Source organism: Naumannella cuiyingiana (genome assembly GCF_013408305.1).
In the GTDB taxonomy this organism is placed as follows: Bacteria; Actinomycetota; Actinomycetes; order Propionibacteriales; family Propionibacteriaceae; genus Naumannella; species Naumannella cuiyingiana.
On the sequence record NZ_JACBZS010000001.1, the window covers coordinates 935,025 to 959,748 of the forward strand.

22 protein-coding genes are annotated in these 24,724 nt (G+C 71.5%); 9 read left to right on the forward strand and 13 right to left on the reverse strand.

Annotated features, from left to right (window positions below):
• Positions 1-57: 57 nt before the first annotated feature.
• From GGQ54_RS04270 to GGQ54_RS04280, 3 genes are read right to left on the reverse strand one after another with little or no spacing between them, the layout of a single operon-like run.
• Positions 58-1,257, reverse strand: coding sequence for an ABC transporter permease (locus GGQ54_RS04270; protein ID WP_179444260.1), 1,200 nt, complete (start codon positions 1,255-1,257; stop codon positions 58-60).
• Positions 1,250-2,806 (reverse strand): ABC transporter ATP-binding protein, encoded by a 1,557-nt coding sequence (locus GGQ54_RS04275; RefSeq protein WP_179444261.1) that lies wholly within the window; start codon positions 2,804-2,806, stop codon positions 1,250-1,252. The genes GGQ54_RS04270 and GGQ54_RS04275 overlap by 8 nt, the downstream gene beginning before the upstream one ends.
• On the reverse strand, positions 2,803-3,915 hold the full coding sequence (locus GGQ54_RS04280; protein WP_179444262.1) for a BMP family lipoprotein: 1,113 nt from the start codon (positions 3,913-3,915) through the stop codon (positions 2,803-2,805). Before GGQ54_RS04280 ends, GGQ54_RS04275 begins: the two co-directional genes overlap by 4 nt.
• Positions 3,916-4,032: 117 nt before the next feature.
• Here GGQ54_RS04280 and GGQ54_RS04285 point away from each other — a divergent pair, with 117 nt between their 5' ends.
• From GGQ54_RS04285 to meaB, 3 genes are read left to right on the forward strand one after another with little or no spacing between them, the layout of a single operon-like run.
• Complete coding sequence (locus GGQ54_RS04285; RefSeq protein ID WP_179444263.1) at positions 4,033-5,805, forward strand: methylmalonyl-CoA mutase family protein; 1,773 nt, start codon at positions 4,033-4,035, stop codon at positions 5,803-5,805.
• Complete coding sequence (scpA, locus tag GGQ54_RS04290) at positions 5,802-7,994, forward strand: methylmalonyl-CoA mutase (RefSeq protein WP_179444264.1); 2,193 nt, start codon at positions 5,802-5,804, stop codon at positions 7,992-7,994. Before GGQ54_RS04285 ends, scpA begins: the two co-directional genes overlap by 4 nt.
• Positions 7,994-8,971 (forward strand): methylmalonyl Co-A mutase-associated GTPase MeaB, encoded by a 978-nt coding sequence (meaB, locus tag GGQ54_RS04295; protein WP_179444265.1) that lies wholly within the window; start codon positions 7,994-7,996, stop codon positions 8,969-8,971. Before scpA ends, meaB begins: the two co-directional genes overlap by 1 nt.
• 17 nt (positions 8,972-8,988) lie before the next feature.
• Here meaB and GGQ54_RS04300 read toward each other — a convergent pair whose 3' ends face one another.
• Both GGQ54_RS04300 and trpS read right to left on the reverse strand, forming a co-directional pair.
• Positions 8,989-10,221 (reverse strand): phosphotransferase, encoded by a 1,233-nt coding sequence (locus GGQ54_RS04300; protein ID WP_179444266.1) that lies wholly within the window; start codon positions 10,219-10,221, stop codon positions 8,989-8,991.
• A gap of 52 nt (positions 10,222-10,273) precedes the next feature.
• Positions 10,274-11,287, reverse strand: a complete 1,014-nt coding sequence (trpS, locus tag GGQ54_RS04305; RefSeq protein ID WP_179444267.1) for a tryptophan--tRNA ligase — start codon at positions 11,285-11,287, stop codon at positions 10,274-10,276.
• 90 nt (positions 11,288-11,377) lie between these two features.
• Between trpS and GGQ54_RS04310 the strand changes: the two genes are divergently transcribed.
• Positions 11,378-12,448, forward strand: a complete 1,071-nt coding sequence (locus tag GGQ54_RS04310; protein ID WP_179444268.1) for a GNAT family N-acetyltransferase — start codon at positions 11,378-11,380, stop codon at positions 12,446-12,448.
• Positions 12,449-12,530: 82 nt separating this feature from the next.
• Here the strand turns inward: GGQ54_RS04310 and GGQ54_RS04315 are convergent, their stop codons facing one another.
• Positions 12,531-12,722, reverse strand: coding sequence for a hypothetical protein (locus tag GGQ54_RS04315; protein ID WP_179444269.1), 192 nt, complete (start codon positions 12,720-12,722; stop codon positions 12,531-12,533).
• 160 nt (positions 12,723-12,882) lie between these two features.
• Here GGQ54_RS04315 and GGQ54_RS04320 point away from each other — a divergent pair, with 160 nt between their 5' ends.
• Positions 12,883-13,839: a helix-turn-helix domain-containing protein gene (locus tag GGQ54_RS04320; RefSeq protein WP_179444270.1), complete on the forward strand. Its 957-nt coding sequence runs from the start codon at positions 12,883-12,885 to the stop codon at positions 13,837-13,839.
• Positions 13,840-13,899: 60 nt separating this feature from the next.
• Positions 13,900-14,487, forward strand: coding sequence for a DUF4352 domain-containing protein (locus GGQ54_RS04325; protein WP_179444271.1), 588 nt, complete (start codon positions 13,900-13,902; stop codon positions 14,485-14,487).
• 50 nt (positions 14,488-14,537) lie between these two features.
• On the opposite strand, the gene GGQ54_RS04330 is transcribed toward GGQ54_RS04325, so the two are convergent.
• Both GGQ54_RS04330 and GGQ54_RS04335 read right to left on the reverse strand, forming a co-directional pair.
• Positions 14,538-15,761, reverse strand: a complete 1,224-nt coding sequence (locus GGQ54_RS04330; protein WP_179444272.1) for an NADP-dependent isocitrate dehydrogenase — start codon at positions 15,759-15,761, stop codon at positions 14,538-14,540.
• Positions 15,762-15,818: 57 nt separating this feature from the next.
• Positions 15,819-16,382 (reverse strand): uridine kinase family protein, encoded by a 564-nt coding sequence (locus GGQ54_RS04335; RefSeq protein ID WP_179444273.1) that lies wholly within the window; start codon positions 16,380-16,382, stop codon positions 15,819-15,821.
• A gap of 105 nt (positions 16,383-16,487) precedes the next feature.
• Between GGQ54_RS04335 and GGQ54_RS04340 the strand changes: the two genes are divergently transcribed.
• Both GGQ54_RS04340 and GGQ54_RS04345 read left to right on the forward strand, forming a co-directional pair.
• Entirely contained in the window at positions 16,488-16,709 is a 222-nt protein-coding gene (locus GGQ54_RS04340) for a DUF6458 family protein (protein ID WP_179444274.1), read from the forward strand.
• Between the two features lie 80 nt (positions 16,710-16,789).
• Positions 16,790-17,782 carry a malate dehydrogenase gene (locus GGQ54_RS04345; protein ID WP_179444275.1) on the forward strand — a complete coding sequence of 331 codons (993 nt, stop codon included), beginning with the start codon at positions 16,790-16,792 and terminating at the stop codon, positions 17,780-17,782.
• A gap of 18 nt (positions 17,783-17,800) precedes the next feature.
• On the opposite strand, the gene GGQ54_RS04350 is transcribed toward GGQ54_RS04345, so the two are convergent.
• Genes GGQ54_RS04350 through GGQ54_RS04365 form a run of 4 tightly spaced genes read right to left on the reverse strand, consistent with a single transcriptional unit; the run spans position 17,801 to position 21,520 of the window.
• Positions 17,801-18,073, reverse strand: a complete 273-nt coding sequence (locus GGQ54_RS04350; RefSeq protein ID WP_179444276.1) for a DUF3017 domain-containing protein — start codon at positions 18,071-18,073, stop codon at positions 17,801-17,803.
• A 5-nt stretch (positions 18,074-18,078) separates the two neighbouring features.
• Positions 18,079-19,689: a bifunctional phosphoribosylaminoimidazolecarboxamide formyltransferase/IMP cyclohydrolase gene (gene purH / locus GGQ54_RS04355; RefSeq protein WP_179444277.1), complete on the reverse strand. Its 1,611-nt coding sequence runs from the start codon at positions 19,687-19,689 to the stop codon at positions 18,079-18,081.
• Positions 19,676-20,293, reverse strand: a complete 618-nt coding sequence (gene purN, locus GGQ54_RS04360; RefSeq protein WP_179444278.1) for a phosphoribosylglycinamide formyltransferase — start codon at positions 20,291-20,293, stop codon at positions 19,676-19,678. The genes purH and purN overlap by 14 nt, the downstream gene beginning before the upstream one ends.
• 9 nt (positions 20,294-20,302) lie before the next feature.
• Positions 20,303-21,520 (reverse strand): cell division protein PerM, encoded by a 1,218-nt coding sequence (locus GGQ54_RS04365; protein WP_179444279.1) that lies wholly within the window; start codon positions 21,518-21,520, stop codon positions 20,303-20,305.
• Between the two features lie 99 nt (positions 21,521-21,619).
• Here GGQ54_RS04365 and GGQ54_RS04370 point away from each other — a divergent pair, with 99 nt between their 5' ends.
• On the forward strand, positions 21,620-23,569 hold the full coding sequence (locus GGQ54_RS04370; RefSeq protein WP_179444280.1) for a hypothetical protein: 1,950 nt from the start codon (positions 21,620-21,622) through the stop codon (positions 23,567-23,569).
• Positions 23,570-23,822: 253 nt separating this feature from the next.
• Here the strand turns inward: GGQ54_RS04370 and sucD are convergent, their stop codons facing one another.
• A complete protein-coding gene (sucD, locus tag GGQ54_RS04375) occupies positions 23,823-24,722 on the reverse strand; it encodes a succinate--CoA ligase subunit alpha (RefSeq protein ID WP_179444281.1) in 900 nt (299 codons plus the stop codon).
• Positions 24,723-24,724: the final 2 nt, after the last annotated feature.

The window sequence follows — 24,724 nt, forward strand, 5'->3', positions numbered from 1 at the left end:
CGCCCGGACGGGGCGCCGACGGCTCCGGCGCCGCGGCGGAGGACTGGAACGACGTGCTCACGACAGCGCACCTCCCTGGGCGGGTCCGGCCGGGGCGCGCACGGGGCGGCGGCGCAGGAACGGCGCGATCTTGCGGACCAGCGCGGGCGCGGCCACGAACAACACGATCAGCGCCTGCAACACGATGGTCAGGGTCAGCGGGGTCTGGGCCACCGACTGCATCGCGAGCCCGCCCGCCTTCAGGGCGCCGAACAACAGCCCGGCGAGCACCACCCCGAGCGGCCGCGATCGCCCGAGCAGCGCGACGGTGATGGCGTCGAACCCGATCGATCCGACCAGGCCGGCGGTGAGCGGTACGGCGGTGCCGCCGGCGGCCGGGCCCAGCGCGGCCTGCGCCCCGGCCAGCCCGGCCAGTCCGCCGGCGATGGCCATCGCGGCGATGATCACCCGCGGCACCGAGATTCCTCCGGTCGCCGCGGCATTCGGGTTGGCGCCGACGGCTCGGATGGCGTACCCGAGGGTCGATCGGTCCAGCAGCCACCAGCACGCGGCGGCGGCGATCAGGGCCAGGATGAAGCCCAGGTGCAGGCGGGTGCCCTCGATTCGCGGCATGGTCGCGAACCAGTCGATCACCGGCGCGATCGGATCGGTACGCCCCGGCCGCTGGAAGGCCGTGGTGGTGAGCAGCCAGGCGAGCAGACCGGCGGCGATGTAGTTCAGCATGATCGTCACGATCACCTCGTGCGCGCCGAAGCGGGCCTTCAGCCAGCCGGCCAGGCCGCCCCAGACGGCACCGGCGAGGATGCCGCCGACGATGGCGAGCAGCAGCGAGAGATACCACACCCCGGTGATCGAGAAGCCGACCCAGGCGGCGACGATGGAGCCGACGATCGCCTGTCCCTGGGCGCCGATGTTGAACAACCCGGCGCGGAAGGCGATGGCGACGCCGAGGCCCGCACAGATCAGCGGCGCCGCCTGGGCCGTCGTCTCGGTGAGCGGCCCGAGCCCGCCGAGCGAGCCCGCGAACAGCGCGGCGTAGGCGCCGGAGACCTTGGCCCAGGATGCGCCGAGCGGCAGTTGCGGCGCGGTGAACAGGTAGGCGTACTGTCCGATCACCGCCGGGTCGGAGACGATCATCAACACCGCGCCGACGGCGAAGGCGAGCACGATGGCGATCAGCGTGGTCGCCGCCTCGGTCAGCGTGCCGGAGAGTCGGGAGCGCGTGCTGGCGCTGGACGTGGTGGCGGCCTCAGGCATCGTCACTCCTGGTCGCGGTGGCCTCTTCGTAGGGGACGCCGGCCATCATCAGGCCGAGCACGTCGCGCGGCGTACCGCCCGGAACGATGCCGACGATCCGGCCGCGATACATGACCGCGATCCGGTCCGAGAGGGCGAGCACCTCGTCCAGCTCGGTGGAGATGATCACCACCGCGGTGCCGCGGTCGCGCTCGGCGACGATCCGCTTGTGCAAGAACTCGATCGCGCCGACATCGACGCCGCGGGTCGGCTGGGAGGCGATCAGCAACGACAGCGGGCGGGACAGTTCGCGGGCCAGCACGACCTTTTGCTGGTTGCCGCCGGACAGGGTCTGCACGGGAGTCGCAGCAGAGCCGGTGCGAATGTCGAACTCCTCGATCCGCTGGGCCGCGTTCGCCGCGATGGCCCGCCCGTCCAGCGCGGGCCCGCGCGCGTAGGGCCGCTCGTCGAACTGGTTCAGGATCAGGTTCTCCGCGACCGAGAAGGACCCGACGAACCCGTCGTGCTTGCGGTCCTCGGGGACGTACCCGATGCCGGCGCGGATGGCCTGCTTGGGATCGAACCGAGTGATGTCGCGGTCGTCCAGCGTGAGCGTGCCGGCCGTGATCGGGACCAGACCGATCAGGGCCTCCGCGAGCTCGGACTGACCATTGCCCTGGACGCCGGCGATGCCGAGGATCTCCCCGCCCTGGACGTCGAGGCTGACATCGTCGACGACCACGACGCCCGACGGGGCGGTGATGGTCAGATTGTCCACGGCCAGGCGTACCCCGGTCGGCTGCGCGGGCTCCCGGTCGACGGTCAGGCTGATCGCGCGGCCGACCATCATCTCGGCCAGCTCGGCCTCGGACGCGCCCGGCTCGGCCTCCCCGACCACGGCGCCGCGCCGGATCACGGTGGTCCGGTCGGCGACCTCGCGTACCTCGCGGAGCTTGTGGGTGATGAAGACGATGGCCTTGCCCTCACCGCGAAGGTCCTTCATCACCGCGATCAGTTCGTCGATCTCCTGCGGGGTGAGCACCGCGGTCGGCTCGTCGAAGATCAGATAGTCCGCGTCGTTGGCCAGCGCCTTGATGATCTCCACCCGCTGCTGCACCCCGACGGGCAGCTCGCCGACCACGGCGTCGGGGTCGACGGCCAGCCGATACCGGTCGGACAGCTCCCGGACCCGCTGCCGCGCGCGGGCGGTCGACAACACCCCGAGCGGGCCCTCCTCGCGACCCAGCATCAGGTTCTCGGCGACCGTGAACGGGTCGACCAGCATGAAGTGCTGGTGGACCATGCCGATCCCGCGCGCCATCGCATCACGCGGATTGGCGATCCTGACCGGTTCACCGTCGATCGAGATCTCGCCCTCGTCCGGCTGCAGCAGCCCGTAGAGGACGTTCATCAGGGTCGACTTGCCGGCACCGTTCTCACCGAGGAGGCAGTGGATCTCGCCCGGTGCGATGTCGAGGTCGATGTCGGAGTTGGCGACGACCGGGCCGAAGCGCTTGGTGATCCCGCGCAGCTTCAGCCCGGCGTCAGGTGCGTCGACCCGGGCGGTCATCCCTTCGGCTGTGCCTTCGAGGTGATCTTGATCTCGCCGGAGATGATCTGCCCGCGCAGCGTGTCCAACTCGGTCTTCAGCTCGGCCGGGACCTTGCTCTCGAAGTCGTTGAACGGCGAGAGGCCGGTGCCGTCGTTCTCCAGCGTGCCGATGTAGGGCTCGTTGCTGAACGTGCCGGCCTGGGAGTCGGTGATCGCCTGCTCCACCGCGACATCCATGCCCTTGTAGACCGAGGAGACGATCACGGGGCAGTAGTTCGGGGCGCTCACGCACCCGTCGGTGTCCACCCAGATGGCACTGGCATTGCCGCCGCTGCCTTGGACGGCCTGCAGGGCGCCCTCGCCGGCCGGGCCGGCGACGGGCATGATCACGTCGGCGCCCTGGGCGATCAGGTTCTGCGCGGTCTGCTGGCCACCCTGGACGTTCTCGAAGGGGTTGTCGCCGGGCACGAACTGGCCGTCCTGGCGCTCGGAGTTCCAGCCCAGCACCTCGACCTTCGCGCCGCGCGCGGTGTTGAAGTGCTGCACGCCCTGGGCGTACCCGTCCATGAAGATCGTCACCGTCGGGATGTTGGTGCCACCGAAGGTGCCGACCTTGCCCGTCTTCGACATCCCCGCCGCGAGGTAGCCGGCGAGGAAGCTCGACTCGGCCGTGTTGAACTCGAGCGGCTTGAGGTTGTCCAGCTCCTCGAAGCCCTCCGGCGCGGCGTCGACGATCGCGAAATCGACATCGGGATTGGCCTTCGCCGCCGCCAGGGTGTCGTCGGAGAGCAGGAAGCCGACGGTGATCACGATGTTGCAGTCGGCGTCGATCATCGACTGGATGTTCTGTGCGAAGTCGGCGGTATTGGTCGACTCCACCTCGCCGGTCTGGATGCCGAGCTTGGCCGCGGCATCCGTCAGGCCCTTGTAGGAGGTCTGGTTGAACGACTTGTCGTCGAAGCCGCCGGAGTCCGACACCATGCACGCCTTGAAGTCGGCGGCACCCGCGGACGGCTGCGAGGCCTGGCCGCCCGGCTCGGCGGTGTTCTGGCCCGGGGGCTGCGCACATCCGGCCAGGGCAAGGGTGAGCGCGCCGGCTGCGGCGCACACGGCGAACATCTGCTTCATCTCGATCTCCTGAATGGTCTGTGGCCCGGCGGGCAGGACGGCAGACTACCGAGTCGCCCGCGGCCGCGCGCACCAATGGGGGCGGCGATACCGACCTGTGACCGATATCGTGTCGGGGTGTCCGACGAAGCACCCGCCGCCTCACCGGGGCCGGCCGTCCGCGCATGGCTGGAGGCCGCCGCGAAGGTCCTGGCCAAGGCCGGTACGCCAGCCGGGGACGACCCCGCCGCGGCGCTGACCAGCACCCGCGCCGGAGGCCTCGTCGTGCGCCCCCTCTACACCGCCGCCGACGAACGCGCCGAGGATCCGCCGCCCGGCGTCTTTCCCTTCACCCGCGGCTCCGGCGCCGGCTGGCCCGACGGACGCACCGGCTGGCACGTCGCCGAGCGGTTCGAGACGGGCGGCGACCCGGCCGAGTTGAACACCGCGATCCTGCAGGCGCTCGGCAACGGGGGATCGGCGATCTGGCTGGGCGGCAGCCCCGGTGCCGATGAGCTGACGCGCGCGCTGCGCGGGGTTCATCCGGGCATCGCGCCGCTGCTGCTCGACGGGGCGGTCGATGCCCTCGCCGCCACCGCGGGCCACGTGGTCTCGCTGGGCGCCGCGCCGCTCACGGCCGCGCTCACCGGCGCCGAGACGGTGAGCGCGGAGCGGGCCATCGAGGCCGCTCGCGGGCTCTCGGGCACGATCTTCACCGCCGACGGCTACGCCGCGCACAATGCCGGCGCCGGCGAGGCGCTCGAGCTCGGGATCGCACTCGCCGCCGGGGCCGGCTACCTGCGGGCGTTGCTGGCCTCCGGGCGTACCCTCCCCGAGGCATTCGCGGCGATCGACTTCCGGTTGGCGGCGAGCGACGACCAGTTCGCCACCATCGCCAAGCTGCGCGCGGCGCGGCTGCTCTGGGCGCGGGTGGCCGAGGCGTCGGGCGCGGCGGAGGCCGCCCGCGCGCGGATCCATGCGGTCACGTCCCTGGCGATGGCGAGCCAACGCGACCCCTATGTCAACGTCCTGCGCGGCACCATCGCCGGCCTCGCCGCGGGGGTGGGCGGCGCCGAGCTGGTCACCGTGCATCCCTTCGATGTGGCGATTCCCGGCGGGCAGCCGGGGGCGGCGCCCGGGCTGGCCCGCCGGATCGCGCGCAACACGCAGGCGCTGCTGCTGGAGGAGTCCCAGCTCGGCCGGGTGCTCGATCCGGGCGCCGGTTCCTGGTGGCTGGAGCAGGCCACGCGTCAGCTCGCCGCCGACGGATGGGCCGCGTTCCGGCGGATCGAGGCGGCGGGCGGCCTGCCGGACGCGGCCGCGCAGGTACGCGCGGAGCTGGCGGAGGCGGCGGCCGCCCGCGACGATCTGGTGGCGCGGCGCGCGGTCCGGCTGACCGGGGTGAATGACTATCCCAACCTGGCCGAGCCGTCCCCCACCACCGATCCGGGGCCGATCGCCGACCGGACCGACCTGCCGACCGGATCGCCCGCGCTGGCCCGCTGGGGCCGGGTCTTCGAGCGACTGCGCGACCGGTCGGACGCGCTGCTCGCCGCGACGGGGGTACGCCCGCGCGCCCTGCTGCTGCCGATCGGCCCGCTCGCCCGGCACAACTCCGCGGCCACCGAGACGGCGAACCTGCTGGCCAGCGGCGGCATCGAAGCGATCAACCCGGGACCGGTCGAGCCGGGCGGGATCGCCGCGGTGGTCGCCGAGCACGCTCCCGCGCTCGCGGTGATCACCGGCCGCCCCGATGATCTTGCCGACGGCGCCGACGCGCACCGGGATGCGGCAAAGGCGGCCGGCGTGCCGCGGGTCGAGGTCGCCGACTGGGGCGCCGACATCGACGCGGCCGCCCTGCTGGACGATCTGCTCGGCGACTTCGAGACCGCCGAGGAGGCGCGGCGATGAGTATTGATCAACAGCGGGCGGGCACCGGCGAGCTGCCGGACTTCGCCGCCCTGGCGTGGTCCGAGCCGGCGCCGGCCGACGGGCCGATGCCGACCGGCGAGCCGTGGCAGATGCCCGAGGAGATCGAGGTGCCGCCGGCATTTCGGCGTACCGATCGACCGGATGGCCCGGAATCCGGCGTCGACTCGCTGCCGGGCCAGCCGCCCTATCTGCGCGGGCCCTACCCGACGATGTACGTGACCAGCCCGTGGACGATCCGGCAGTACGCGGGGTTCTCCACCGCGGCGGAGTCGAATGCCTTCTACCGCAGGAATCTCGCCGCCGGGCAGAAGGGTCTGTCGGTCGCTTTCGATCTTGCCACCCACCGCGGTTACGACTCCGACCATCCGCGGGTGGCGGGCGATGTCGGAATGGCCGGGGTGGCGATCGACTCGATCCTGGACATGCGCGAGCTGTTCGCCGGAATCGATCTTGGTGCGGTCTCGGTCTCGATGACCATGAACGGCGCCGTGCTGCCGGTGCTGGCACTCTATGTGGTCGCGGCCGAGGAGCAGGGCGTCGCGCCGGAGCAGCTCGCCGGGACCATCCAGAACGACATCCTCAAGGAGTTCATGGTCCGCAACACCTACATCTATCCCCCACAGGCGTCGATGCGGATCATCTCCGACATCTTCGCCTACACGAGCGCGCACATGCCGCGGTTCAACTCGATCTCGATCTCGGGCTATCACATCCAGGAGGCCGGGGCGACGGCCGACCTGGAGCTGGCGTACACCCTGGCCGACGGGGTCGAGTACGTCCGCGCCGGGCTGGCCGCCGGGCTGGACGTGGACGCCTTCGCGCCCCGGCTGAGCTTCTTCTGGGGCATCGGGATGAACTTCTTCACCGAGATCGCGAAGCTGCGGGCCGGCCGACTGCTGTGGAGCGAGCTGATGGCGCAGTTCTCGCCGGCCAACCCGCGCTCGTCGTCGCTGCGTACCCATTCGCAGACCTCGGGCTGGTCGCTGACCGCGCAGGACGTGTTCAACAACGTCGCGCGGACCTGCATCGAGGCGATGGCGGCGACCCAGGGGCACACGCAGTCGCTGCACACCAACGCGCTGGACGAGGCGCTGGCGCTGCCGACCGACTTCTCCGCGCGGATCGCCCGGAACACCCAGCTCGTGCTGCAGGCCGAGTCCGGCACCACGGCACCGGCGGACCCGTGGGGCGGGTCCTACTACGTGGAGTGGCTGACCGCACGGCTGGCCGAGCGGGCGCAGGCACACATCGCCGAGGTGGAATCCGCCGGCGGGATGGCGGCGGCGATCAACGAGGGCATCCCGAAGCTGCGGATCGAGGAGGCGGCGGCGCGGACGCAGGCCAGGATCGATTCGGGCCGGCAACCGGTGATCGGCGTGAACACCTACCGCCCCGAGCATCCCGACGAGGTCGAGGTGTTGAAGGTGGAGAACGCGCGGGTACGCAGTGAGCAGCTCGCGAAGCTGGAACGGCTCCGTGCCGAGCGGGACGAGGCCGCGTGCGCGGACGCCCTGGAGCAACTCGCCGGCGCCGCGGAACAGCCCGGCACGGGGAACCTGTTGGAGCTCGCCATCGACGCGGCCCGCAAACATGCGACCGTCGGCGAGATCTCCGATGCGCTGGAGCGGGCCTTCGGCCGGCACTCCGCTGAGATCCGTACGCTGAGCGGGGTGTATCGGGACGAGGCCGGCGAGGGCGGCAATGTCGCGCGGGCGGCCGAGCTGGCGGAGGCGTTCGCGGTCGCCGAGGGCCGGCGCCCGCGGATCCTGGTCGCGAAGATGGGCCAGGACGGCCACGATCGCGGGCAGAAGGTGATCGCCACGGCCTTTGCCGATCTTGGTTTCGATGTCGACGTGGGTCCGCTGTTCGCCACCCCGGAGGAGGTCGCCCGCTCGGCCGCCGACAACGACGTGCACGTGATCGGGGTGTCCTCGTTGGCCGCCGGGCACCTGACCCTGGTGCCGGCCCTGCGCGACGCGCTGGCCGGGGTCGGCCGCGACGACATCATGATCGTCGTCGGCGGGGTGATCCCGCCGGCGGACGTGTCGACGCTGCTGGCCGAGGGGGCCAGCGCGGTGTTCGGCCCCGGCACGGTGATCGCCGACTCCGCGGTCGAGCTGTTGGCGGCGCTGGCCCGGCGGCTGGGGCACCCCGCGCCGGGGAACTGATGGAAGTCGACCGGCTGGCCGAGGCGGTGCGCGCGGGCGACCGGACGGGCCTGGGGCGGGCGATCACGCTCGTCGAGTCGACCCGTGATGATCATCGCGATGCCGCGCAGGAGCTGTTGCTGGCCGTGCAGCCGGCGGCCGGGAATGCCGCCCGGGTAGGGATCACGGGCGTACCGGGCGTCGGCAAGTCGACGACCATCGAGGCGCTCGGGATGCATCTGATCGAGCGCGGGCACCGGGTCGCGGTGCTCGCGGTCGACCCGTCCTCGACCCGGTCGGGCGGGTCGATCCTCGGCGACAAGACCAGGATGGGACGGCTGTCGCAACACCGCGATGCGTTCATCCGGCCGTCGCCGACCTCGGGCACCCTCGGCGGCGTCGCGACGCGGACCCGGGAGACCATGGTGCTGGTCGAGGCGGCCGGCTATGACGTGGTGCTGGTCGAGACCGTCGGGGTCGGCCAGTCCGAGGTGGCGGTCGCGCAGATGGTGGACACCTTCGCCCTGTTGTCGCTGGCCCGGACCGGTGATCAACTCCAGGGGATCAAGCGCGGCGTGCTGGAGCTTGCCGATGTGGTGGTGATCAACAAGGCCGACGGCCCGCATCGCAACGACGCCCTACGGGCCGCGCGGGAGCTGGCGGGGGCATTGCGTCTGTTGCACCCGCCGGAGTCGGACTGGCGGCCGCCGGTGTTGACGATGAGCGCGCTGGAAGATGTCGGGGTGGCGGAGTTCTGGGAGGCCGTGGTTCAGCATGCCGAGCGGATGCGGGAGACCGGCCGGTTCGACGATCGGCGGCGGGAGCAGTTGGTCGCCTGGACCTGGCAGCTCGTGCACGATCGGCTCCGGCAACGGGTCGAGCGCAGCCCGGGGGTGCGGGACGGCCGCGCCGCCATCGAGTCCCGCGTCGCCGAGGGTTCCCTGACGCCGTCCCTGGCGGCCGCCGCAATTCTCGACCTGGCCGGTGCGGCGGACTGAGCACGGTTGCCGGGGCCTCAGTTGGCCCGGTGGGCCAGGGTCTCCGCCGCATCGATGATGCCCACGGTCTCGGCGTACCAATCCGCCTCCTGGACCCGGTAGGGGCCGGTCGCCAACGAGATGGCGATCGCGGACGCCCGCAACCGCAACTCGACCGGGTCCACCCGCTCGTCGAAGACCGGCACCCAGCTCGCCAGCAACCGCCCGACCCGCTCGGCCTGCCCGGCGTTCATCCGCTGCACCGTCGACAGGTGAGCGATCAGGCAGGCAAGATCGTCGGCTCGCCGACCGGGCCCGACGGTGTCGACATCCAGCAGCCCGACGACGCGGCCGCCGTCCACATGCACCTGCCCCTCGTGGAAATCGCCATGGGCGGGCTCCTCGTCCGACGTCGCCCCGGCCAGCCCGGCATCGATCAGCGCCGCCAGCCGGCGCAGCCGGCCCTCCTGATCGGGCGTCGCCCGCGCCACCATCTCCACATAATGATCAAGGGAGGCGACCCAGCTCGGCCGCCTGCCGAGCGCGCCGATCGCCGGCGGCATTGCGTCCAGCACGCCGATCAGGTCCTCGCCGGTACACGGCGGTTGATCATCGAACAGCGCGGTCGCGAGCGGGCGCCCCGGCAGCTCGCGCAACAGCAGCAGATGATCATCGGTGATGGCCAACAGCTCCGGCGCCGGTACGCCGACCCCGGACAACAACTGGTGCCGCCGGCGCAGCCCCGCGACCGCCTTGGCCCGAACGGCCTTCACATAGCAGGTGCCCTCGCCGCGTACCCGCACCCTCGCCACCGCGCGCCGTCGCGGCCGGTAGCCGAGCAGGTCGACCTCGACCTCGTCCGTCGCGATGGGCCGACCCACCAGCGGGGCGAGCACGCCCGCCATCTCCGCGGGGTACGCCAACCGCGCCAGCCCCGGCAGATCGGGATCGGCGGGGTGTATCCACACCGCCACCTCGCGGTCGCCGTCGTGGAAGATCTCCGCGCGAGCATCGGCATCGGTCGTCTCCCCGGCGCGCGCGCTCACTCCGAGCAGTTCGTTGCGCCGGCCGTCGGGCCAGTCGACGATCGTGGAGAAGGTCGCGGTCGTGGAGTGCTCGGGCTGGGCGTCGACGTGGTCGATGCGCCAGTCGATCAGCCGCCCGCCCGCGTGCTCCACGGCAACCGCCAGCAACTCTCCCACGCGCGGCGAGGTCAACAGGTCGGCCCCGTCGTCTCGCGGACCCGCGGTCAGTCCCGGCACTAGCGCCACCGCAGCAGCCTACCGCCGTCGGATCGGCGGTGCGGAGGCGACAGGCCGATCCTCAGCCGCGCAGGCCCACCTTGGCGTACACGTCCGCGAGGGTACGCGCGGCCACCTCCCGCGCCCGTTCGGCGCCGGCATCGAGGATCCGCTGCAACTCTGCCCGGTCCTCCAGCAGCTCCAGGGCGCGCGCCCGGAACGGGGTCACGAGGGCCTCGACGGCATCGGCCACCGCGCCCTTCAGGTCGCCGTAGCCCCTCCCGTCGAAGTCGGCGACCAGCGCGTCGACATCCCGACCGTCCAGCGCGGACAAGATGGTCAACAGGTTCGACACCCCGGGCTTGCTCTCGGGGTCGAAGGCGATCTCGCGCCCGGAATCGGTGACGGCCGATCGGACCTTCTTCACGCTCACCCGGGGTTCGTCCATCAGCTCGATGATCCCGGTCGGCGAGGATGCGGACTTGCTCATCTTGATCGTCGGGTCGGCCAGATCGAGGATCTTGCCCGTCGCCTTCACGATGTGCGGTTCGGGCACCACGAAGGTCTGCCCGAACCGGCCATTGAACCGCACCGCAAGATCACGGGTCAGTTCGAGGTGTTGGCGCTGGTCCTCCCCCACCGGCACGCGATCTGCCTGGTAGAGCAGGATGTCGGCCGCCATCAGGATCGGGTAGGTGAACAGCCCGACATTGGTCGCGTCCGATCCGCGCCGGGCCGACTTGTCCTTGAACTGGGTCATCCGCGACGCCTGGCCGAAACCGGTGTAACACGACAACACCCACATCAACTGGGCATGCTCGGGCACCTCGGACTGCAGGAACAGCGTCGCCCGGCTCGGGTCGATCCCGCCGGCGATCATCTGCGCGGCGCTGCGCAGGGTGCGCTCGCGCAGCACCTCGGGATCGGGCTGCTCGTTCAGCGAGTGCAGGTCGGCCATGCCGAAATAGGCGTCGAACTCGTCCTGCATCGGCACCCACTGCCGAAGCGCCCCGAGGAAATTGCCGAGATGGAACGAATCGGCGGTCGGCTGGAACAGCGACAGAACACGGGGACGAGACTCCGACATGGCCGCCATCCTTCCACCGCCGCGCGATCGGCGTCGAACCGGTTGGTCGGGCGCAAAATGGTCTTGCGTGACGAGCCCCCGAGCGGCTTCCATGCGCCCATGGATGGCCGACGACCGGGCGTCGCGTTCCCCGCGGACGTACCCGAGCTGATCGACACCGCAACCGGCCTCAGGCTGCGCGCGCTGACCGAGGACGACCTGCCCGCGGTGATCGAACAGTCCAACGACCCCGACACGGCGCGCTGGACAACGGTCCCGCAGCCCTACGGGATGGCCGAGGCGCGCGCATTCCTGGAGCAGATCCAGGCCAAGGGCTGGCGCGACGGCAGCCAGGCCGGGTTCGCGGTCGAGGTTCCGATCGACGGGCGACCGAGGTACGCCGGGCAGCTCGACCTGCGGTTCACCGAACCGGGCCGCGGCGAGGTCGGCTTCGTGACCCACCCGGCGATGCGCGGTCGCGGGGTCATGCGGGCGGCGCTCGGGCTGCTCGTGCCGTGGGCCTTCGCGACCCAGGGGCTCCATGTGATCCGCTGGTACGCCGCGGTCGGCAACTGGGGCTCGCGCCGAGCCGCGGAGGCGGCCGGCTTCCGCCACGAGGGCATCGGCCGGCATCGCGTCCATCTGCGCACGGGCGATGTCGACGGCTGGATCGCCTCGATCACCCCGGCCGACCTGACCACGCCCGCGCCGCGCTGGCTCAGCCTGCCGGACCTGCGCGGCGAGCGCGTGGTGCTGCGCGAGCCGCGCGAGACCGACGCCCGGCGGATCGGGGACTCACCCGCAGCCGGCGCCGCCCTGCTGGAGCGGGCGCGCGAGGAGCGGGCCCGCCGGTCGGCAGCGCGCTTCGCCCTCGCCGATCCCCGCACCGACGCCTGTCTCGGTTGGGTCGCGCTGCACCACCTCGACCAGCCCGCGCGCCGCCTCTCGGTCGACGGCTTCGTGCATCCGGACGCGCGCGGTCGCGGGGTCGCCACCGAAGCGCTGCGCATCCTCACGACCTACGCCCTCGCCGAGTGGACGACATCGATCCATCTGCTGGTGGACACCGCTGACCCCGCCGGTCAGCGGGTCGCCGAGCGGGCGGGTTGGCGGCGCGTCGGAGTGCTGCGCGAGGCCGGTCCCCGGCCGGGGCGGCCGGCCGCCGACCTGACCCTGTGGGCCGTCCCCTGACCGCGCACACTCGGCCGGACAGACGAGCAGCCCGACCCCGGACGGGGTCGGGCTGCTCGCGATGGGAGTAGGAAAGCTCAGTTCACCACTGGAATCCACCGGCAGCGGGGCCGGCATTGGTCGTGGTCTGCGTCGGCTGGACCGACCACTGGAATCCACCCTTGGCGCTGTCGACGCCGAGGCTGCCGATCGTGCCGAGGCCAATGCCAGCGGCGGCGGCCAGCGAAGCAATGGCGATGACAATACGGGGGGCGCGGCCCGGGACACCGGACATTGGGGGGCTCCTGTCGCTCGGATACAGTACTGCGTGCTTCCGGGCCTTTCCGGGCCCCGGGTGCCGCTTACGCCCTACGATGCCGTTCTGATCACCGCGCTGTCACCCTTCGAGGGCTGGCAAGATGCTGCATGACAGCTACCTGCCTAGGATGGACCTCTTGATCGACCTGAGCGAGGATGACCGGCTGGTGTACCGGGAGTTGCTCAAGACTCCCGGTGCCGCAGCCGCGGTCATCGGTGCCCGCGGTGGCCTTTCCGATTCCACGGTGGACCGGTCCGTTGGCCGGCTGGTGGCTCTCGGACTGGTCACCGACGACGAGAACGGCCTGCATGCCGTTCCCCCGCAGCTCGGCTACGCCCGACTGATCGGGGGCGCCGAGGAGGAGTTGCGCGCCCGCCGGAGCACGATGGACCGCGCGCGTACCCACCTGGTCGAGATGAGCCGCGAGTACTCGGAACTGCGTACCCACGAGGCGGTCGTGGAGCTCACCTCCCTGGATGCCGTCCGGGAGCGGTTGACCGAGCTCAGCGAGGGCGCGATCCACAGTTGCCTGTCGTTCACCCCGCAGCGCACCGTCTCCCACGACACGATGGATGCCAGCCGCCCCCTGAACGCCCTCGCGCTCGGCAAGGGAGTGGTGCTGCGCTGCATCTATCCCGACAGCCTGCGCAACGACCCCGAGACGCTGGAGTACGCGCGTTGGCTCACCGAGAACGGCGGCGAACTGCGCACGGTCCCGGTGGTCCCGCTGCAGATGGTCGTCGTCGACGCGTCGGTGGCGCTGTTGCCGATCGATCCCGAGAACGCCCGGCTCGGCGCTCTGGAGATCCGCAGCCCCGGGATGATCCTTGCCCTGGTCCGGCTCTTCGAGTCCCAATGGGCCCAGGCGGTGCAACTGGGCGACAGCGCCCCCCGCGATGTGCACGGGCTGACTCCCCAGGAGGCCCAGTTGATGCGGCTCCTCGCCGAGGGACACACCGACGAGTCGGCCGCGCGACGGCTGCAGGTCTCCGTGCGCACCATCCGGCGCATCGTCGCCGAGCTGACCGAGCGGCTGGAGGCGCACAGCCGTTTCGAGGCCGGCGCCAAGGCGGCCGCCCGCGGCTGGATCTGAGCCCGAACCGCCCGAACGGCATCACCGGTCACGCCGGACAACCGTGGCATCATCGGCCCCATGCAGCTCGCCGGGTTCCTGTCGTGCCGCGGGGTGCGGCGCGCACCCGCCATCGCCATGATCATCCTCGGACTGTGCGGTCTCACCGCCTGCGGCGGCACCACCGTCGAGAGCGCCTCCCCGACCCTGGCCCCGCCCACCGGATCCGCCCCGCCGCTGCCCGACTCGACCCCGACCCCGGCCTTCACCCCCGAGACCATCGAGCCGACCCGCGGCGGCAGCACCGAGTTCGTCACCCAGACCGGCAAGGGAACGCTCGAGATCGTCGGGTACGCCTGGCACCGCCAGGGCGCCAAATCGGGATCCGTACCGCCCAAGGACAACTACCTGGTGGTCGAGGTCAAGATCAACTGCGCAGACGGCACCTGCTACCACAACCCGGCAGCGCTCCGCTTTCGCGCGGGCGACAAGAGCCTCACCTTCACCGGTGGCCGCGACGGCTACGGCCCGATCCTCGGCACCGGGACCCTGGAGAAGGGCAAGGACGTGACCGGGAAGGTCGTCTTCGATGCGCCCCGCGCCGACGGCACGCTGGAGTTCCTGGACGAGACCGACCAGGTTGCCGGGCGGGTCGAGATCAAGAAGTGACCACGGCCGGGCGTACCCCCAACGAATGGGAGAACGCCCGGCCGGTCGCCTCAGGCGTTCAGTCGCTGGGACAGATTCTCGTCCAGGGTGGCGAGGAACTCCTCGGTGGTCTGGTACTCCTGATCCGGCCCGACCAGCAGCGCGAGATCCTTGGTCATCTTGCCGCTCTCGACGGTCTTGACGACGACATCCTCCAGCGTCTGGGCGAACTCGATCAGCTCGGGATTGTCGTCCAGCTTGCCGCGATGCATCAGGCCGCGGGTCCAGGCATAGATCGAGGCGATCGGATTGGTCGAGGTGGGCTTGCCCTGCTGGTGTTGGCGGAAGTGCCGGGTGACCGTGCCGTGGGCGGCCTCGGCCTCGACCGTCTGACCGTCCGGGGTCATCAGCACCGAGGTCATCAGGCCGAGCGAGCCGAAACCCTGGGCGACGGTGTCGGACTGCACATCACCGTCGTAGTTCTTGCAGGCCCAGACGTAGCCGCCCTCCCACTTCAGCGCCGAGGCGACCATGTCGTCGATCAGGCGGTGCTCATAGGTCAGCCCGCGCGCCTCGAACTCGGCCTTGAACTCCTCGTCGTAGATCCGCTGGAAGATGTCCTTGAACTGCCCGTCGTAGGCCTTCAGGATCGTGTTCTTGGTGGACAGATAGACCGGGTAGTTGCGCTGCAGGCCGTAGTTGAGCGAGGCCCGCGCGAAGTCCTCGATCGAGGCATTCGTGTTGAACATGCCCATCGCGACGCCGCCGTCCTCGGGCATGTCCACGACCTCGAGCTCCACCGGCTCGCCGGAGCCGTCCTCGGGCTGCCAGGTGATCATCACCTTGCCCTTGCCGGGCACCTTGAAGTTCTGCGCCTTGTACTGGTCACCGTGGGCATGACGACCGATGATGATCGGCTTGGTCCAGCCCGGCACCAGCCGCGGGACGTTGGAGATGATGATCGGCTCGCGGAAGATCACGCCACCGAGGATGTTGCGGATGGTGCCGTTCGGGCTCTTCCACATCTGCTTCAGGCCGAACTCCTCGACCCGAGCCTCGTCGGGGGTGATGGTGGCGCACTTCACGCCGACCCCGTGCTTCTTGATCGCGTTCGCCGCATCGACGGTCACCTGGTCGTCGGTCGCATCGCGGTTCTCGATGCCCAGGTCGTAGTAGTCGAGGTTGATGTCGAGATAGGGGTGGATCAGCTTGTCCTTGATGAACTGCCAGATGATCCGGGTCATCTCGTCGCCGTCGAGCTCGACGACGGTGCCAGCGACCTTGATCTTCTCCATGAAGTGACCTTCCGATTCTGCGCGTTGTGCCGACGCCACGCTACACGGACGGCCCGCTCAGGTGCGTACCACCATGTCCGCCCGGTCCCGCGGGCGCTGGGCCTTCGCGTACGCCTCCTCCGACGGCATCCAGCGCTCCAGCCAGGTGTCGAGCATCGCCTCGCCGTCCCGCTCGCGGGCCCGCGCCAGGCGTACCTCCCGGTCGGCGTCCAGCCAGATCCGCAGGTCCCAGTCGATCCCCAGCCGCTGATCGGTCGAGGAGACACCTTCCACGACGACCGGTACGCCCGGCGGGATCGTGCGCAGAGGTGCCCCGGTGAGATCTCCGACGTTCCACGCACCGACGCGGTAGCGCGCGGTCCGGCCCGCCCGCAGCGGCTCGATCACCTCGGCCAGGAAGCGCGCACGGTCCCAGGCCGGCAGGTCCGGATGGGCGAAGTCGTCGATGTGCACCACGACCGCGCCGGGCAGTTGCGCCGCGAGTCGGTCGGCGAAGGTGGTCTTGCCCGTCGCGCCGAAACCGTCGATGCCGATCAGGCGGGTACGCCCGTCCGCCAGCTCGCGCAACCGCGGCCGCAGGCGAACCAGGGCCGCCTCGGCGTCGATGCCCGAGCGACTCATCGGCGGGCCGGCGGGCGAGACCTTGCCAGCGCGACCGGCACCTGACAAGGTGACGAATCGACCGGCCGCGAGGGCGGCCGAGCGTCAAGCGGAAGGGATGGCGGCATGGGACTCATCGGAATCGGCATCGTACTCCTCGTCGCCGGACTGATCCTCGCGTTCGCCTGGGACGGAAACATCCCGGGGATGGACGACGACACGCTCGGCTACATCCTGCTGGGCGCCGGCATCTTGTCGATCATCCTCGGCCTGATCATGACCGCGATGCGCCGCCGCTCGTCGGTCACCGAGACCTACGTGGAGCGCCGCCCGCGCGATCAGGCCTGACCGGCTCCGTGGGCGGGTGCTAGCGTCGTGGCGTCGGAATCGACCGGCACCAGGACCCATCCCACCAGCCAGGAGAGCCAGTGAGCAAGCCGCCCGTCACCGTCGCCGTCACCGGAGCTGCCGGCGCGATCTGTTACAGCCTGTTGTTCCGGATCGCCGCGGGCGACATGCTCGGCGCCGACCAGCCGGTCCGGCTGAAGCTGCTGGAGATCACCCCCGCCCTGCAGGCCCTGGAGGGTGTCGTGATGGAGCTCGACGACTGCGCCTTCGATCTGGTGGAGTCGATCGACATCGGCGACGATCCCAATGCCATCTTCGACGGCGCGAATCTCGCCCTCCTCGTCGGCGCCCGCCCGCGGACCAAGGGGATGGAGCGCGGCGACCTGCTGGAGGCCAACGGCGCCATCTTCACCGCGCAGGGCAAGGCGCTGAACGACCACGCCGCCGATGACATCCGGGTGCTGGTCACCGGCAACCCGGCCAACACGAACGCGCTGATCGCGCAGCGCAATGCGCCCGACATCCCCGCCGAGCGGTTCAACGCGCTGACCCGGCTGGACCACAACCGGGCCATCGCGCAGGTCGCGAACAAGGCCGGCGTACCCGTCAGCGCCGTGACGAACATGACCATCTGGGGCAACCACTCCGCCACCCAGTACCCGGACATCTTCAACGCGAAGGTGAACGGTGAGCCCGCGTTCGACGCGATCGGCAAGGACCTGGAGTGGGTCGAGTCCTACTTCCTGCCCACGGTGCAGAAGCGCGGCGCGGCGATCATCGAGGCGCGCGGCGCCTCCTCGGCCGCATCTGCGGCCAACGCCACCCTGGAACATGCCCGCGACTGGCTGCTCGGCACCCCGGGGGGGAACTGGACGTCCGCGGCGATCCCGACCACCGGCGCGTACGGCATCGAGCCCGGCGTGATCTCCTCCTTCCCCGTCACCGAGGCCGGCGGCGAGGCGAGCATCGTGGAAGGCCTGGAGATCAACGAGTTCTCCCGGGCTCGGATCGACGCCAGCGTCGCCGAGCTCCGCGAGGAGGCCGAGGCGGTCAAGCAGCTCGGCCTGATCTGAGGATCGGACTCTCGGTGATCAGCCCGGCATCGGGATGATCACCGAGAGGACGATGATCAGCGCGCCGGCGAGGAGCAGCACCGTGGTGTCGGCCGCCCGGGAACGCACCCGCAGCGGCCCTGCCCACGCCACCGGAAGCACCAGGCGCAGCACGCCGGCGAGGATCGTCGCCGCGCCGACCACGGCCACCCCCAGCCGCCACGGCCCGACGGCGATGATCACCAGCCCGGCAGCGATCCCGGCGAGCACCACCATGATCGCCCAGGTGTCGGAACCGCGAGGTCTCGCCACGACGGTCAGTGGAAGAAGTGCCGGGCGCCGGTGAGGTACATCGTGACCCCGGCCGCCTGCGCCGCCGCGATCACCTCGTCGTCGCGGATCGACCCGCCCGGCTGGACGATGGCCCGCACCCCGCCGTCGATCAACAACTGGGCGCCGTCAGCGAACGGGAAGTAGGCGTCGGAGGCCCCCACCGATCCCGGGGCCCGATCCCCGGCGCGGCGTACCGCCAACCGGCAGGAATCGACCCTGTTCACCTGGCCCATCCCGACCCCGACCGCGGCCCGGTCGCGGGCCAGCAGGATGGCATTGGACTTGACCGCGCGGACCGCACGCCAGGCGAACGCCAGATCGGCCAGGGTGTCGGCATCGGCCGCCTGGCCGGCCACGAGGCGCCAGTTAGCGGGGTCGTCGCCGGGCGCGGTGAAGCGATCGACCGTCTGCAGCAGCAGGCCGCCGCTGATCTGGCGCAGTTCGGTCGGCGCCTCGCGCTCGCCCGCGGCCCGGCGCAGGATCCGCAGGTTCTTCCTGGCGGCCAGTACCTCCAACGCGGCGGGCTCGTAGTCCGGAGCCACGATCACCTCGGTGAACACCTCGGCAACCTGTCTGGCCATCTGCTCGGTGACCGGGCGGTTGGCGGCGATCACGCCGCCGTAGGCCGACATCGGGTCGGTCGCATTGGCGGCTCGATGGGCCGCGGCGATGTCGTCGGCGACCGCGATGCCGCACGGGTTGGCGTGCTTGATGATCGCGACGGCCGGCTCGGCGAAGTCGTCGGCGGCGCGCCGCGCGGCATCGGTGTCGACCCAGTTGTTGTAGGACATCGCCTTGCCGCCGAGCTGTTCGGCCGATGCCAGCCCGGGCTCGGCGCCACGGTAGAGCGCGGCCCCCTGGTGGGAGTTCTCCCCGTAGCGCAGCACCTCGGCGCGCGTCCAGGTGGCGCCGAACCATTCGGGGAAGCCCGCGGTGTCGTCGGTGTCGTCGGTGTCGCTGGGGGCGATCTGATCGCCCAGCCAGCTCGCGACGGCGACATCGTAGGCCGCGGTGTGCCGGTACGCACGGGCCGCCAGCTCGCGTCGCTGCGCCAGGGTGAAGCCGCCCGCGGCGATCGCCTCGACCAGTGCCGGGTACTGCCCGGGCGCGGTGACGATCGCGACCGAGGCGTGGTTCTTGGCCGAGGCGCGGACCATCGCCGGGCCGCCGATGTCGATCTGCTCGATCACCTCCTCGGGTGCGGCGCCGGAGGCGACGGTGTCGGCGAAGGGATACAGATTGCTGACCACCAGGTCGAACGGCGCGATACCCAGCTCGTCGAGCTGATCGCGATGTGCGGCCAGGCGTCGGTCGGCGAGGATGCCCGCGTGCACCGCCGGATGCAGGGTCTTCACCCGGCCGTCGAGCACCTCGGGGAATCCGGTCACCTGCTCGACCGGCGTCACCGCGACCCCGGCATCGGCCAGCGCCCGGGCGGTGGAGCCGGTGGAGACGACCTCGACCCCGGCATCGGCCAGCGCGCGGCCCAGCTCCGCGAGGCCGGTCTTGTCGTAGACCGACACCAGGGCCCGCCGGATCGGCTGGCGCTGTTGATCAAGCTGGTCGGGCTCGGCGGACTGGTCAGTCGCGGACATGGCGTCCCTCCTCGGCGAAGTGCCGAACGGTGTCGATCAGGAGTTGCCGCTCGACGACCTTGATCCGCTCGTGCAGCGTCTCGGAGTCATCGCTCGGATGTATGAAAACCGGATGCTGGGCGATGATCCGCCCGGTGTCGACGCCCTCGTCGACCATGAAGATGGTGGCGCCGCTCACCCGGACGCCGTGGGCCAGCGCATCGCGTACCGCGTGCCGGCCGGGAAAGGCCGGCAGCAACGACGGGTGCGTATTGATCATGGACCCGGCGTAGCGTTCCAGGAAGGGCGGCCCGACGATGCGCATGAATCCCGCGCTGATCACCAGGTCCGGATCGTGCCGCGCGACCGCGTCGCGCAGCCGGAGATTCCAGGCATCGCGGTCGGCGGCGGAAGCGAGGGCGACGACCTCGGTGGGTACGCCCGCGTCGGCGGCGCGGGTCAGCGCGGCGGCGTCGGCACGATCGCTGATCACGCCGACGATCTCCACTCCGGGCAGCTCGGCGGGGGTCTCCTCGACCGCGGGGTGGGCGGTGCCGGTGGCGTCGATCAGGCTCTGCAGCAGGGTCCCCGATCCCGAGACCAGGACGACAACGCGATACGCCACCCGCGCAGCCTAGCCGTTCCGGCGAGCGGCCAGGCGCGGCCGGAGCAGCGCCCACGCGGCGCCGCCGAGGGCCGCGGCAAGCACCATCACCCCCGGCCCGAAGACCAGCAACTCGATCGGCCGGGGACCCAGCCCGACCAGCCGGCCGGTGCCGAGATCGCCGGCCGACAGCCACCCGGCCACCAGCCACCCCAGGCCGGCGGCTGCGGCGGCGATCGCCGATACCCCGGCCGCCTCACCGACCGGAGCCAGCGGCCGGTGGCGCAGCACGACCACGGCGGCCAACGCACCCGCGGCGACACCCACCGCGAGCCAGGCCGCCGGGGGCAGGGGCCCGACGCCCTCGTCCGGCACCGCGCCGAACACCGGAAGCCCGGGCAGCAGGCCGAGTTGGACCCCCGACGGCGCGACGATCGAGCCCTCGCCCAGCCCGAAGCCCGCTCCCAGCGCGTAGGCACCGGCCCAGACCACGAGATTCGGCAGGTACGCCAACTGCGCGGCGAACAGCACCACGGACGCGCCCGGGCCACCGCCGATGCCCTCGGCCAGCGCGGCCACCCGGTCCAGCCGGGTCGCGAAGGCGATCACCAGCAGCGTCGCCCCGGCCAGCGCCGGCACCAGCGCGGCGGCTGCGGCGGCGCGCGGCAGTGCTCTGGTCCAGCCGGGCCAGCGGCTGGGCGATGCGCCCGGTAGGGCCGACAGCGCGCCGAGGGCGGCCGCGACCACGCCGAGCGCCCACGCCCCGAGCCAGGCCGTGCCGGCCGCCACCCCGCCCCCGCGCGCGGCGAGGGCGACGCCGCCGACCACGACGCCGTAGACCGTTCCGGTGAGCAGGCTGACAGCCAGGTAGTGGCGGCCGGTCATCGCCCGGCGGTTCGCGGCCGCAGCGGCGAACCGGGCGATCAGCACGCCGGCCCCGATGGTGATCGCCAGCGGCGTCATCGTCCAGGTCTCGCCACCGATCCCGGCGTACCCGAGGTTGCCGGACAGCCAGAACTGGGTGCCCAGCGCGATCGCGTCGCCGAGGTCTCCCGCGCCGGCGCTGAGCCAGCCGAGAACAGTGATTCCGCTCACCACCAGCCAGCCGATCGCGGCGGCGGCGAGTGCCCCGCCGACCGCGACCGCCCACCACGGCAGTTGCGGACCGGATTCGGGTTCGGGGGCGTCATCGCTGCGGATCCGGAACCTGAACGCCCGGGAATGCGTTCGCGAGATGGGGGAAGTCATGACGCGGTCCATGCTCGCGCACGGCCCGTCGGAAATCGCGGGGACTCGCTGACCAAGCTAAAGTTGGTAGGTCCCATGCCCAGATGGAAGGACCCGCACGTGACCGAAGGGCACGAGAATCGACCGCGCCGGGCGGCCGCCGACGACTCGGCGACCGACCCCACGCCGGCGACCCCTCACCCGGAGGCGACGCCCGGGCGCCGCGCGCTCGCCGACAACGCGACCGACGCGACCGCGGCCGACCAGCCGGTGATCCAGGCCCGGCGCGGGCTGACCCCGGCCCCGCTCGTCCAGGGCGAGCAGCGGCCCGCGCGGTCGGTGCGGGTGCACCGCGCCGCGGCGACGCCGAGCACCGCGACCGCGGCCTCCCGCGACGCCGACACCGTGCTGCTGCCCAGCGTGCCCGCCGACGCGGCCGGAGCCACCCGGGCCGATGCGCCCGGCACGGACGAGGACGAGGACACCCGGATCCAGCCCAAGATCAACCTGCCGCTGGCCCGCCCGGAGGACACCCCCGAGGCCCCCAAGGCCACCGACGAGGGTGCGGCGGCGCCACCGCCGGCGGGCAGCCCGTGGGCCCGGCCGGGTTCGGCGGCGGCTGCCGCTGCCGGCACCGCCGCGACGGTCATCCCGGCCGCCGCCGCGGCCGCCAGCTCCGAGAGCACTCCGGCCAACGCGGATTCCGGCTCCGGCGACGGAGCGGCCCGGCCACCTCGCCGCTCCCGCAGCGCCGGCTGGGCGCCGGCGAGCCCCGAGACCTCGGCCCGCCGGCGAATGCTCGCCCTGGGCGTGGCCGCGGCCGCCGCCCTGCTCACCGCGCTGACCCTGGTCGCCTATGCGGCCTTCGGGCCGGACCGGCAGACCGTGGCCGGACAGCCGGTCGGACCGACCGAGCCCAGCGCGGCCCCCGTGCTCAGCGAGCAGTCGCTGATCAACGACTCCGAGGCCTCCAAGATCGACGACGCGCGAAGCTGGCAGGCCACCCGGACCGTGCAGGGCCGCCCGAGCGACACCCCGGTTCCGGTCTGTGTCGGAACGGACCCGAATCTTCCCGTACCGGAGTTGAGCTGGTGGCGCCAGTTGCAGGCCAGCGGCGATGACGGCACCGCGGCGGTGCACCTGACCGATGCCTATCCCGATGCGGCGCAGGCCGAGAAGGTGTACGCGAACTACGCAGACGCGCTCGCCGGCTGTACGCGCGGTGGCACCTTCGTGATCACCGGCGGTTCGACGATCGAGGGCGTCGGCGACGAGGCCGCCGCGGTGAAGGCGACCTACCAGGGTGAGGAGAACGAGACCCACAATGTGGTGATCGCCCGCACCGGCCGCGTGGTGCAGGTGCTGGACGTCACCCGGATCAAGAACCAGGTCGAGATGGAGCCGACGGTGCAGGCGCTTGCGTCCGCCGTGAACCGCCAGTGCTCGGTCGCCGGCGGTCTGTGCGCCTCGGGCAAGATCGAGGTCACCGACGGCCCACCGGCGAAGCCGGCGAAGCCGACCGGCCTGCTGCTCGGTTCGGACGTGCCGCGGATCTCCAAGGGCATCGGCGCCTGGGGCGAGGCTGCGGTGGCCGATCGGGTCAGCCTGGCCACCAGCACGTGCGTCAGCCAGGATCTGGCCAGCGCGGGGGGCCGCGATGCCCAGCGCCAACAGTCGACGATGCTGCTGACGAACGACAGTTCGGCGCCGGAGAACTTCGGCCTGGACCAGGTCGTGATCACCACGAAGGACGACAAGGCCGCCGACGCCCTGCGCAAGCAGTTGATCGACGGGATCACCGGCTGCGCCGACGACAAGCTGACGGCGAAGGCCAACAAGGTCGGCGGCGACATCAAGGTGGAGCTGGGCAAGGAGACCGCGCAGGGTGCGGCGTTCACCGCCGTGGAGAAGCAGAACGCGAGCACCGAGTCCCGGTTCCGCCTCGGCGTGCTGTCGGTCGGCAAGCAGGTGATCTTCGTCCAGGCCAACACCACCGCCAAGTTCGACTTCACCGACAACCAGTGGCGCGCGGTGGTCGCCCGCGCCGCGGAGCGCGCCGTCCAGGCCTGAGCGCCGCACGGAGGCGCGCGGGCTGATCGCGCGCCGCGGGGCGCACCGATCCGACGCTCGCGCAGGGTTGCCCGACAGCCGATCCGCGTCCTGCGCGGTGCGGGCCAGCGGTCCGCGCCGCGAGAGCCGGAACGGTGCGGGCGCCGAGGATGATGAGCCCGGCGCACACAGCACCTGACGGCCCGGCCAGTACAACGAAGAAGGCGGGCCCCGGGAAGTCTCCCGGGGCCCGCCGACTCGTCGCGCCTGCGGATCAGGCCTGCGCGCCCACCTGCTCCATGATCTCGCGCATCAGGGCGGCGGTCTCGCTCGGCGTCTTGCCGACCTTCACGCCGGCGGCCTCGAGGGCCTCCTTCTTCGCCGCGGCCGTGCCGGCCGAGCCGGACACGATGGCGCCCGCGTGGCCCATCGTCTTGCCCTCCGGTGCGGTGAAGCCTGCGACATAACCGACGACCGGCTTGGTCACGTTGGCCTTGATGTACTCGGCCGCACGCTCCTCCGCATCGCCGCCGATCTCGCCGATCATCACGATCGCATCGGTCTCGGGGTCGTCCTGGAAGGCCTGCAGGCAGTCGATGTGCGTCGTGCCGATGATCGGGTCGCCGCCGATGCCGACCGCGGTGGAGAAGCCGAAGTCCCGCAGCTCGTACATCATCTGGTAGGTCAGCGTGCCCGACTTCGACACGAGTCCGATCCGGCCGGCCTTCGGCGCGATGTCGGCGGGAATGATCCCGGCATTGGACTGCTCGGGCGAGATCAGGCCGGGACAGTTCGGTCCGATCAGGCGCGAGTCCGAGTTCTTGACCTTGGTCCAGAACTCGGCGGAGTCCTTCACGGGCACACCTTCGGTGATGCAGACGATCAGCGGCATGCCCGCATCGACCGCCTCCTCGACCGCGCTCTTGGTGAACGCGGCCGGGACGAAGATCACCGACACGTTCGCACCGGTGGCCTGCATCGCCTCGGCGACGGAGCCGAAGACGGGCACCTTCACCCCGCCCTCGAACTCGACTTCGGTGCCGGCCTTGCGCGGGTTCACCCCGCCGACCACGTTGCTCCCCGAGCGCAGCATGCGCTGGGTGTGCTTCATCCCCTCCGAGCCGGTCATGCCCTGGACGATGATCTTGGAATCGGTGTTCAGGAATACAGCCATCT

What these genes read in the sequence shown, in the direction of transcription:
- GGQ54_RS04270 (WP_179444260.1), bottom strand. Translation starts at nt 1,257, where the DNA reads ATGCCTGAGGCCGCCACCACGTCCAGCGCCAGCACGCGCTCCCGACTC.
- GGQ54_RS04275 (WP_179444261.1), bottom strand. Translation starts at nt 2,806, where the DNA reads ATGACCGCCCGGGTCGACGCACCTGACGCCGGGCTGAAGCTGCGCGGG.
- GGQ54_RS04280 (WP_179444262.1), bottom strand. Translation starts at nt 3,915, where the DNA reads ATGAAGCAGATGTTCGCCGTGTGCGCCGCAGCCGGCGCGCTCACCCTT.
- scpA (WP_179444264.1), top strand. Translation starts at nt 5,802, where the DNA reads ATGAGTATTGATCAACAGCGGGCGGGCACCGGCGAGCTGCCGGACTTC.
- meaB (WP_179444265.1), top strand. Translation starts at nt 7,994, where the DNA reads ATGGAAGTCGACCGGCTGGCCGAGGCGGTGCGCGCGGGCGACCGGACG.
- trpS (WP_179444267.1), bottom strand. Translation starts at nt 11,287, where the DNA reads ATGGCGGCCATGTCGGAGTCTCGTCCCCGTGTTCTGTCGCTGTTCCAG.
- GGQ54_RS04310 (WP_179444268.1), top strand. Translation starts at nt 11,378, where the DNA reads ATGGATGGCCGACGACCGGGCGTCGCGTTCCCCGCGGACGTACCCGAG.
- GGQ54_RS04315 (WP_179444269.1), bottom strand. Translation starts at nt 12,722, where the DNA reads ATGTCCGGTGTCCCGGGCCGCGCCCCCCGTATTGTCATCGCCATTGCT.
- GGQ54_RS04325 (WP_179444271.1), top strand. Translation starts at nt 13,900, where the DNA reads ATGCAGCTCGCCGGGTTCCTGTCGTGCCGCGGGGTGCGGCGCGCACCC.
- GGQ54_RS04330 (WP_179444272.1), bottom strand. Translation starts at nt 15,761, where the DNA reads ATGGAGAAGATCAAGGTCGCTGGCACCGTCGTCGAGCTCGACGGCGAC.
- GGQ54_RS04335 (WP_179444273.1), bottom strand. Translation starts at nt 16,382, where the DNA reads ATGAGTCGCTCGGGCATCGACGCCGAGGCGGCCCTGGTTCGCCTGCGG.
- GGQ54_RS04340 (WP_179444274.1), top strand. Translation starts at nt 16,488, where the DNA reads ATGGGACTCATCGGAATCGGCATCGTACTCCTCGTCGCCGGACTGATC.
- purH (WP_179444277.1), bottom strand. Translation starts at nt 19,689, where the DNA reads ATGTCCGCGACTGACCAGTCCGCCGAGCCCGACCAGCTTGATCAACAG.
- GGQ54_RS04365 (WP_179444279.1), bottom strand. Translation starts at nt 21,520, where the DNA reads ATGACTTCCCCCATCTCGCGAACGCATTCCCGGGCGTTCAGGTTCCGG.
- sucD (WP_179444281.1), bottom strand. Translation starts at nt 24,722, where the DNA reads ATGGCTGTATTCCTGAACACCGATTCCAAGATCATCGTCCAGGGCATG.